Here is an 8,789-nt window from a genome sequence, read left to right as displayed (position 1 = left end):
GGAAGGAAACAGTAACACCATACAGACCAGCCGGTGCACCATTGTCAACTGGAACCTCTTGACGAAGATTCCTTTCCAAATACTTTTTCCAAGCATCGGCACCTCCTGGAAACTGTGCCTTTACCTGTACCGTTACAAAAGTCACATCTGCCCCTCCATGACCATTTGCGTTGGCCGAACCATTTCCCGCTTGACCAATGCCTTGATTTTCGCGCGGCGTCGCCAACAGCCCCGGCCTGTTCAAACCTTTTTGATTGAATGCGCCAATATTGATATTGGTTGCCGTTTGCTTCGGCGGCATTTCATCGGAGGACACTAATTTGTCGTTCGAAATTTTAGGAATTGTAAATTTAACCTCTTGCAGTTTCGGCGCCATCGACGATTTTGGAGGTTTAGGCGCGGCTATTTTGGGCTTAGGCACTTGCACCGCATTTATTGTAATGGCAACAGGAAATGCCATTGCAGCTGCCTTGGTCATTTTTTTGTGATGCAGGGCAATAATTGAAAATATAATAGTTATAGCAATTGTATACAGAAGTGCAGACAATAATTTTCGATTGTAGTTCTTGCGCAATTGGTAAGCGCCATAATACTTGTTTCTATTTTCAAATAAAATATCCAATAAAGAGCTGTCCAATATTTTTGCCGCTTCCATTTTTGTAGTTTTTAATAGTAAAATAATTAAAACCTCATACAATGCTTCTTATGCGTATAAGAGCGATGTACAAAACAAAAAGGGTTGCAACCTTATCCTATTATAAGATGCAAGAAAAGAAAATTTCCATAATTTAGTATTGAAAAATAGAGCGGGTTAATTATCTGAGCTAAACACTTCTTCTTCATTTTGAGGCAGGCCGGTTTCCGCGATTTCTTCCTCGCGACGGTTGTTCCACTCAATAATGAAATTATTGCGGCCCTCACCAACTTGCAGCGTCATAAAACGCATTTGGGATAATTCCAGCAAAGACAAAAAAAGAAAAAGCGCGTGAATTTTATCTTCGCAAATAGAAAATATTTTCTCAAAAGAAACGGACTGCTTTTCCCTCACCGACGTTAAAACATATTCTCGACTTCCCTCCATCGTGTAGTTGTATTGGACAACTGTATGGACAGGTTTATTATTTCGATCGTGCAAGCGCTGAATTACTTTTTCAAAAGTTTTCATCAACTTGAATAAGTTGACGGTTTCAATTTCAGTCCCTTCAGCGGCAACCTCTCCTATTTGATTGAGTTCTTTTTGCAGGTTGCCACGTTTCAACATTAATTGGCGCAAGGTCTCTTTTTCCGCAAGCTCCGATGCCGCCTCTTTATATTTTTTGTACTCTAAGATTTTATCTACAAGTTCTTGTCTCGGGTCTATTTCATTGCCCTTATCATCTAGTTCTTTCCTGGGCAAAAGCATCTTCGCCTTTACACGCATGAGTGTAGAGATGAACAAAATAAATTCACTGCTCAGTTCAATGTTGAGGTTCTCCTGATGATGTATATAGTCTAAAAAATCGTTAGTAATTTTTGTAATTGGTATATTATAAATATCCAACTCATCTCTTTCAATAAAAAAAAGTAAGAGATCAAAAGGACCTTCGAACTGCGGTAATTTGATTTGATAAACAGGCGTACTCAATGAATTCTATTTAAAGGACAAAAACAAAATCCCGAAATTAATTTCGGGATTTTGTAAAAATACAATTTTATTCTTGTTCAATGCAGGAAGAGAAATATTATTTGTTTCTCAAGGCATCCCTTATTTCTGTCAACAATACTTCTTCATTAGTAGGTGCAGGAGCTGCAGCCGGAGCTTCCGCTTGTTTCTTCTTCAATTTGTTGATTCCTTTTACCATCATAAAAATGACAACGGCAATAAGTAAAAAATTGATAGCCACAGTAATAAAATTACCATATGCAAAAATGTCCGACCCCTGCACTTTTTTGGCATCAGCCAGCGCAAGGCCGCTAGCTGCTTTAGCATTTAAATCCACCCAAAGCTTACTGAAATCTGGTTGCCCAATTATTTTTGAAACAACAGGCATTACCAAATCTTCTATGATGCTGGTAACAATTTTCCCGAAAGCAGCACCAATAATCACACCGACAGCTAGGTCGATGGCATTGCCTTTTACGGCAAATTCTTTAAATTCTTTTACGAATCCCATGATATAGGTTTTAGGTATTAATAATAGCAATACGCTATCAAATGTAATGAAAATCTAATACATATTAAATTTTATTATTTTCTAATATGGGGTATTTCAAATGCAACTTTTTTAAGAGGTTATGTAATGCTTCTGTAATCAAAAATTCTTTATACCAGTTTTTATTAGCGGGCACAATTATCCATGGAATCTCACCGCAATCATTAAAACAATCTTCGTAGTAGGCTTGATAATCAGCCCAATACTCCGCTTCTTTAAAATCATTACTATTATATTTCCACATTTTTCGAGCAATAGTTAATCGTTCTTTTAATCGTTCTGTCTGTTCTTCCTTGGAAATATGTAGATAAAATTTTAGTATATGTGTATGATTTTCACTAAGCAATTGCTCAAAATCATTGATGGCCTTCATTCTTTTTTTTGCCGTCTTCGTATCAATGATTTTATGTACGCGCGTGACTAAAATATCTTCATAATGCGACCGATTAAAGATTTTAATCATTCCTTTTTGTGGTGTTTGTTTGTGAATACGCCACAGAAAGTCATGAGATGATTCTTCCTCGGTCGGTACTTTAAATGAATGTACATCTATCCCTTGTGGGTTTATACCTTCAAATACTTTTCGCACAGCACCGTCCTTTCCCGAGGCGTCCATACCCTGCAAGATAATTAGAACAGAATGTTGATGACCTGCGTACAATTTGTTCTGTAATTCATCCAAATCATTCAGCATCTTTTTTGTCTGCTCCTTAATCTTATGCTTCTCAAACCCTTCGGGAGGATTGGGGTCTATTTTACTGAGACGAATATGTGCCATAGGTTTTTCTTTTAAAGGTATACCTTTTTTAGCCAAGTAAAATTATAGAACCCGGATATACCAATTGAATTATTATTTCTGCCAAAGTACATCCACAAACCATCTTTTAGAATCAAAGAATTCTCGAATAGCCTTGAAGCCTACCCGCTGCGCAAAATTGTTAATCATATCCATAGAGAATTTTTGAGAAATTTCCATTTGAATAGCTTCGTCTTTTAGAAAATGAAAAGAACTTTTACACCTTTTTATTTTTACTTCTTGTTCTTCTAAGCTGATCAGAAAACTTTTGCAAGCTCCACTAATCGGATTATAAACCGGGAAATGATCAAACTTATCAAGATTAAAATTTGCACCTAGTTCTGTATTAATCCGTTGAAGTAAATTGAGATTAAAATCCTTGGTAATGCCTGCAACGTCATTATATGCAGCCAAAATATTTTTAGGATTTTTCTTTAAATCGAATCCAACAAACAACAAATCTCCATCATCTAAATGGTCGAATATCTTCCGCAAAAAATCTAAACTTTCTTCAGGCAACATATTGCCGATATTAGAACCCAAAAGCAAAACCAACTTGTTTCTAATATGTCCATTTACGACATTTGCCTTGGGCAACATTTCAAAATAATCTCCGTTCAATCCTATTACTTTCATTGAAGGAATTTCTTGCTTAAGACTCTTTTCGATAATTTGCAAAGCATTAGCAGAAATATCAATAGGAATAAAAATTGAATCAATATTTTTCTCTACTAGTTTCTTTAATAAATACTTTGTTTTAGCGCCATCCCCACAACCCAATTCTATTATATTAAAAGTTTTTACCAACTTAAAACAAGCATCAATTATATCAGTAGTTTGCTCAGAAAGGATTTCCATTTCGCAATTAGTGATATAGTATTCAGGGGCAGTCATAATTTTCCTAAAAAGTTCATCTCCTTTCTCATCATAGAAATATTTTGACTGTAACTGTTTGGGCGTTGCGCAGAGTCCTGCGTAAATATCTTCGCAAAATGAAGGCATCTTCTTAAAATTTTATATCATGACCGTAAAACCCCGAAATCTTTCGTTTCCTGGGAGCTCACTTAGCTAAACGTATTCCCGTAAACTGCCAACGTAAGTTTGGTTGAAAAAAATTCCGATAGGTGATACGACTATGCTGCGGTGAAGTAACCACCGATGCGCCTCTCAAGACTTGCTGATTTACCATGAATTTACCGTTATATTCCCCAATAGCACCGTCTGCTTTTTTAAACCCGGGGTACGGCAGATAAGCACTATTCATCCATTCCCAACGTTCACCCCAGATTAATTTCTCAGCAGCCACTTCCCATTCAGCCTCAGTCGGCAGGCGCATTGCTTTCCACGTGGCAAAAGCCGAGGCTTCGTAAAAATTTACGTGGCAGACTGCTTTTTGAGCCTCTATTTCTTTTATTCCCTGATAAGTATAGCAATACCATTTATCATAAATATTGTACCAATACATGGGTGCTTCTATATTATTTTCTCGTACCCAGGCCCAGCCATCAGAATGCCAATATTGATGATTCTTATAGCCTCCACTATTTATAAAAGCCAAATATTCTTCGTTAGAAACTAAAGACTTTCTAATAGAAAATTCATTTAAAAACTCTTTATGCCTTTCTTTTTCATTGTCAAAGAAAAACCCATCATTCTCCTTATAACCTATTTCATAAATACCTTCAGGAAATTGAACAAACCCTTTTTCTGAAATATTTTCTTCCCTATAAATATATTCAGTCGAATAAGCGGGAAACAGTGGATTATTCCCCAAAATGTATTTAATATCCGTCCACAGCAACTCCTGATGTTGTTGCTCATGCTGCAATCCCAATTCAACGACATTTTGCAGTTCTTTTGAAAGATTTCCTTGCAACAATTCCACCATCTGTTCATCTACGTATTTTCGGTAATTATACACATCTTCCACGGTCGGGCGTGTAAGGTTTCCACGGTCTGGTCTTTTTACTCGTTCTCCAATCGCTTCATAATAACTATTAAAAACAAAACTATAGTCGGCGTCAAACTCTCGATAATCCTTCTTAAAAGGCTTTAAAACAAAAGTTTCAAAAAACCAGGTAGTGTGGGCCAAATGCCATTTTGGTGGACTTACATCCACAATGGGCTGTACAACATAATCCTCTATTTTAAGCGGTGCGCAAATTCTGTGAGAATGGCCTCGAACTTCTAAATAACGATCTACCATAAAAGAATTTTAAATAATGAAAATTTAAAATGCGTTTCGCGTAACACCCTGGTCATTTCTACTGTTATGAGCTCCGACGTTATCGTACATCCTATAATACATACTGGTGAAACCATGAAATGACCATCCTTGTACCCAATATTTTGGGAAGGGATTTTAATCCCTATTTGCCCTTACCAGTAGCAAAAGAAGCAAAAAGATTGTTGAGCGATTCGCCGTAGGTAGGATGAGCAAAAACACCATCACGAAGGCGCTGATATTTTAGACCACCTAACATCGCAATTTGTAGCATATTCATCAACTCACCTGCTTGATCGCCCAAAATACTCGCGCCCAAAATTTTATCAGTCGATGTATCGATGAGTACCTTCATCAAACCTTTGGACTGTCCCGTTTCTAAGGCTCTTGCCACTTTGGACATCGGCATTTTGGCGATTTTATATTTAATTCCCTTCTGCTTTGCTTGATCTTCTGAGAGCCCTACGCGACCTAATGGTGGATCGATAAACATGCAATAAGGAATTAGACGATTTCTCGTCGATTGTTGCTTCTTATCCAAAATATTTGCTTTCAAAATTCTAAAATCATCATAAGCAATATGCGTAAAAGCCGGCCCTCCATTTACATCTCCAATGGCATAAATGTTCTCAATATTTGTTTCCAGTTTGCCATTAACTTTTATAAATCCATTTTCGTCGGTAACAATACCTGCAGCCTCTAAGCCCAGATCATCCGTATTTGGTATACGACCTGCAGCGATCATTATATGTGAAGCAATCAATTTTTTCTTACCACCATTTTGTTTAAAAAAAACATAAGTTAAGGAATCCCTATTTTGCTTCGAGACTTTCTCTATGGTGGCATTTACATATATTTTCATGCCTTCTTTTCCTAATACGTGCTGAATTTCCGCGGCAATGTCTTCATCTTCTTTGGGCAGCAACCTTTTAGAGGCGTCAATAACAGTTACTTTACTTCCCAGACGTAAAAACAGTTGCCCCATTTCTAATCCGTTATAACCACCACCAATAATTACTAAATGTTCTGGTACATCTTTAATATTCATAATAGAAGTAGAATCAAAAAAATCGATCGAAGTTAGTCCATCAATTTCAGGCACCCTATTGCGCGCACCTGTATCTATGACGATTCTGTTTGCCATTATTTTTTGCCTAGCACCACTGTTCATTTCTACATTTAATCGATATGGCTCTATAAATCTTGCGTGCCCCTTAATGAGCGTGATATTCTTTTGCAATTTTAACCCCTGCTCCACACCATCGCGAAAACTTTTGACCACCTTATTTTTCCGACTTACTACCTCACTCATTTTCACGCGCATCTCTTCTACATAAATACCGTATTTCTCACTACGTTTTATTGTATGAGCTACTTTGCCAGATGCAATCAACGTCTTACTGGGAGTACAACCAATATTTATGCAAGTACCGCCGACGAGATTTCGTTCTATCATCGCAGTTTGATAACCCGCCTGCGCAAAAGCATGTGCGAGTGGATTGCCCCCCTGACCGCTACCAATAATAACCACATCGAATTTCCTCATAGTTAAACTCTTGAAATGAATTAAAATATATGGAGCAGTAATTTAGGCAGAAAAATAAGAGGCTTAGGCTTAAGCCTCCTTCGAAGTTCCGAAAAAAAAAGGAAAATGAAAAGTTATTATATCGAAAGAGAACTATAAAATGAAAATACCGTATTCTATTTTTTGAATGCGGTATTTTCAAATTAAATGCAAGAAAAGCGTTATTTGGTCTCCAACAATTCCTTTTCAGCCTCATCAAATATTTTTTTATTTTTCCAATTATACCATTTCTCCGGGCGTGTTTTTTTCATTAATGTATCTATACCACGCATAGCAGTAATGTTTAGAATTCCCTTTAAAAAGGTCGGCACTGAATGGTTGATTGCGCGAAGGCTCATGGCGAATCCACTCTCTAAGTACTCCATATGATGCCAAAAACCGCCTGGCATAAACAATGTATCACCGTGTTCCAAAATAACGTCGTAGCCTTCTGCTAATTCTAATGCCGGATATTTTTGGTAATCTACCTTACTATTTTCATGATTGTAATAATGAGAGTAATCAGCTAAACTCAGGACTTCAAACGGTTTGCGATATAGCCTGTGCTGCTGGTCGTAGGGAAAAAGTAAAACTCTCTTTCGACCTATAAATTGTGTATGGAGGATATGGCTTAAATCAATATCAAAATGCATGTGTGTAACCGCACCCTCACCTCCTGTAAACAGCATAGGTGCACGTTTTACAAAACCTTTCATTAATTGGGTAGGCCAAGTAAAATCTTTTGCCAACTCAGGGGCGTGGTTAAAAATATTGAATAAAAATATACGCCACTCCGCAGGACCTTTGCGTATCATATCAATATAATCACCAAACAATACATAGTCATCTGCCTTATTAATCGGGGTATAAGGATCACTTTTTACATTATTGTAGATGCCTACTTTTTCATTCCCAAGTTTTTCTTTAAAATAGTCCCAACCCCATTTTTGATAAGCCGGCCACTGTTTGGCGAGATTTTTAATAATTATAGGTGTTTGGGTGTCGTAATATTTCTTTTTAAACCACTCAGGACTGATGTCGTCAACGGTATCAACACTTTTTAGATGCATTGTTCAAAAAATTTGAAGTCCAAAAATACAATAAACTGAAAAGTAGTTAATCCTTTTTTAAAAAAAAGATTAATTTTAAAAATGTTTTTACAAGTACATCCGAAAGACCCCAATTCACGAAATATAAAAACCATTGTAGAATGTTTGTTAGATGGTGGTGTTATCATCTATCCAACGGATACCATTTATGGGTTGGGCTGCGACATATTCCAACATAAAGCCGTTGAACGAATTGCCCGCATCAAACAGATACAATTGCCAAAGATACAAATGAGCTTTATCTGCAAAGATTTGAGTGCTCTTAGCCAATATACCAAAGCCATATCAACGCCCCTGTATAGAATATTGAAGCATCATTTACCCGGCCAGTTTACCTTTATTTTACCGGCCAGCAAGGAAGTTCCCAAAATTTTACAAACGAAAAAAAACACGATTGGCTTGCGTGTGCCGGATAATAAAATCTGCCAAACTTTGTTAACCGAGTTGACGCATCCAATTCTCTCCACCTCTTTACCAGGAGAAATGGTTGAGGAATATACTGACCCTGAATTAATGTACGAGAACTTCAAAAACCTAGTCGACATTGTCGTGGATGGCGGTATTGGCAATATGCAGCCGTCAACGATTGTGGATTGCACCAAAGAGCCCTACGAAGTAATAAGGCAGGGTGCCGGCGCCTTTGACGAAATATAATAGTTACACAACAATTGCATGTCATTGAAGCAAAAATCAATAATCTTAGCAACCTTTTTGGCAAATTGAGTCTGCTTAGAATTTATTGTTGAAAATTAAGTACCTAATTTAATAAACAAACCTTATTTCATTTGCAGTTGTCCCCACCAAGATTATATTTGCCCAATATTATTTGTTATTACGGGTAATTTCTTGGGGCTTTATTACGTCGTTGCACCTACTAATATATGCTGCAATCTTTTTTATTGTG

At 37.0% G+C, this 8,789-nt stretch carries 9 protein-coding genes; 1 reads left to right on the top strand and 8 read right to left on the bottom strand.

Going from position 1 to position 8,789, the window contains the following annotated elements:
• The 8 genes from ACQR30_RS17185 to ACQR30_RS17150 form a co-directional block, all read right to left on the bottom strand.
• A partial coding sequence (locus ACQR30_RS17185) for a hypothetical protein (RefSeq protein ID WP_429737015.1) occupies nucleotides 1–655 on the bottom strand: 655 nt, incomplete at its 3' end.
• Between the two features lie 156 nt (nucleotides 656–811).
• Nucleotides 812–1,624 carry a segregation and condensation protein A gene (locus tag ACQR30_RS17180; RefSeq protein WP_429737014.1) on the bottom strand — a complete coding sequence of 271 codons (813 nt, stop codon included), beginning with the start codon at nucleotides 1,622–1,624 and terminating at the stop codon, nucleotides 812–814.
• A 97-nt stretch (nucleotides 1,625–1,721) separates the two neighbouring features.
• Nucleotides 1,722–2,153: a large conductance mechanosensitive channel protein MscL gene (gene mscL / locus ACQR30_RS17175; RefSeq protein WP_429737013.1), complete on the bottom strand. Its 432-nt coding sequence runs from the start codon at nucleotides 2,151–2,153 to the stop codon at nucleotides 1,722–1,724.
• A gap of 64 nt (nucleotides 2,154–2,217) precedes the next feature.
• Nucleotides 2,218–2,970, bottom strand: coding sequence for a PPK2 family polyphosphate kinase (locus ACQR30_RS17170; protein WP_429737012.1), 753 nt, complete (start codon nucleotides 2,968–2,970; stop codon nucleotides 2,218–2,220).
• A gap of 72 nt (nucleotides 2,971–3,042) precedes the next feature.
• Nucleotides 3,043–3,990, bottom strand: a complete 948-nt coding sequence (locus ACQR30_RS17165; RefSeq protein ID WP_429737011.1) for an L-histidine N(alpha)-methyltransferase — start codon at nucleotides 3,988–3,990, stop codon at nucleotides 3,043–3,045.
• Nucleotides 3,991–4,048: 58 nt separating this feature from the next.
• A complete protein-coding gene (gene egtB, locus ACQR30_RS17160; RefSeq protein ID WP_429737009.1) occupies nucleotides 4,049–5,194 on the bottom strand; it encodes an ergothioneine biosynthesis protein EgtB in 1,146 nt (381 codons plus the stop codon).
• 163 nt (nucleotides 5,195–5,357) lie between these two features.
• Nucleotides 5,358–6,758, bottom strand: coding sequence for a dihydrolipoyl dehydrogenase (gene lpdA, locus ACQR30_RS17155; RefSeq protein ID WP_429737008.1), 1,401 nt, complete (start codon nucleotides 6,756–6,758; stop codon nucleotides 5,358–5,360).
• 200 nt (nucleotides 6,759–6,958) lie between these two features.
• A complete protein-coding gene (locus ACQR30_RS17150; RefSeq protein WP_429737007.1) occupies nucleotides 6,959–7,846 on the bottom strand; it encodes a cupin-like domain-containing protein in 888 nt (295 codons plus the stop codon).
• Nucleotides 7,847–7,927: 81 nt separating this feature from the next.
• On the opposite strand from ACQR30_RS17150, the gene ACQR30_RS17145 reads away from it, so the two are divergent.
• Nucleotides 7,928–8,539, top strand: a complete 612-nt coding sequence (locus ACQR30_RS17145) for an L-threonylcarbamoyladenylate synthase (protein WP_429737006.1) — start codon at nucleotides 7,928–7,930, stop codon at nucleotides 8,537–8,539.
• Nucleotides 8,540–8,789: the final 250 nt, after the last annotated feature.

This window comes from Arachidicoccus sp., from assembly GCF_050436765.1.
Taxonomy (GTDB): domain Bacteria; phylum Bacteroidota; class Bacteroidia; order Chitinophagales; family Chitinophagaceae; genus Arachidicoccus.
Note: the sequence above shows the minus strand (reverse complement) of the source record. Positions and strands in the feature narration are given on the sequence as shown.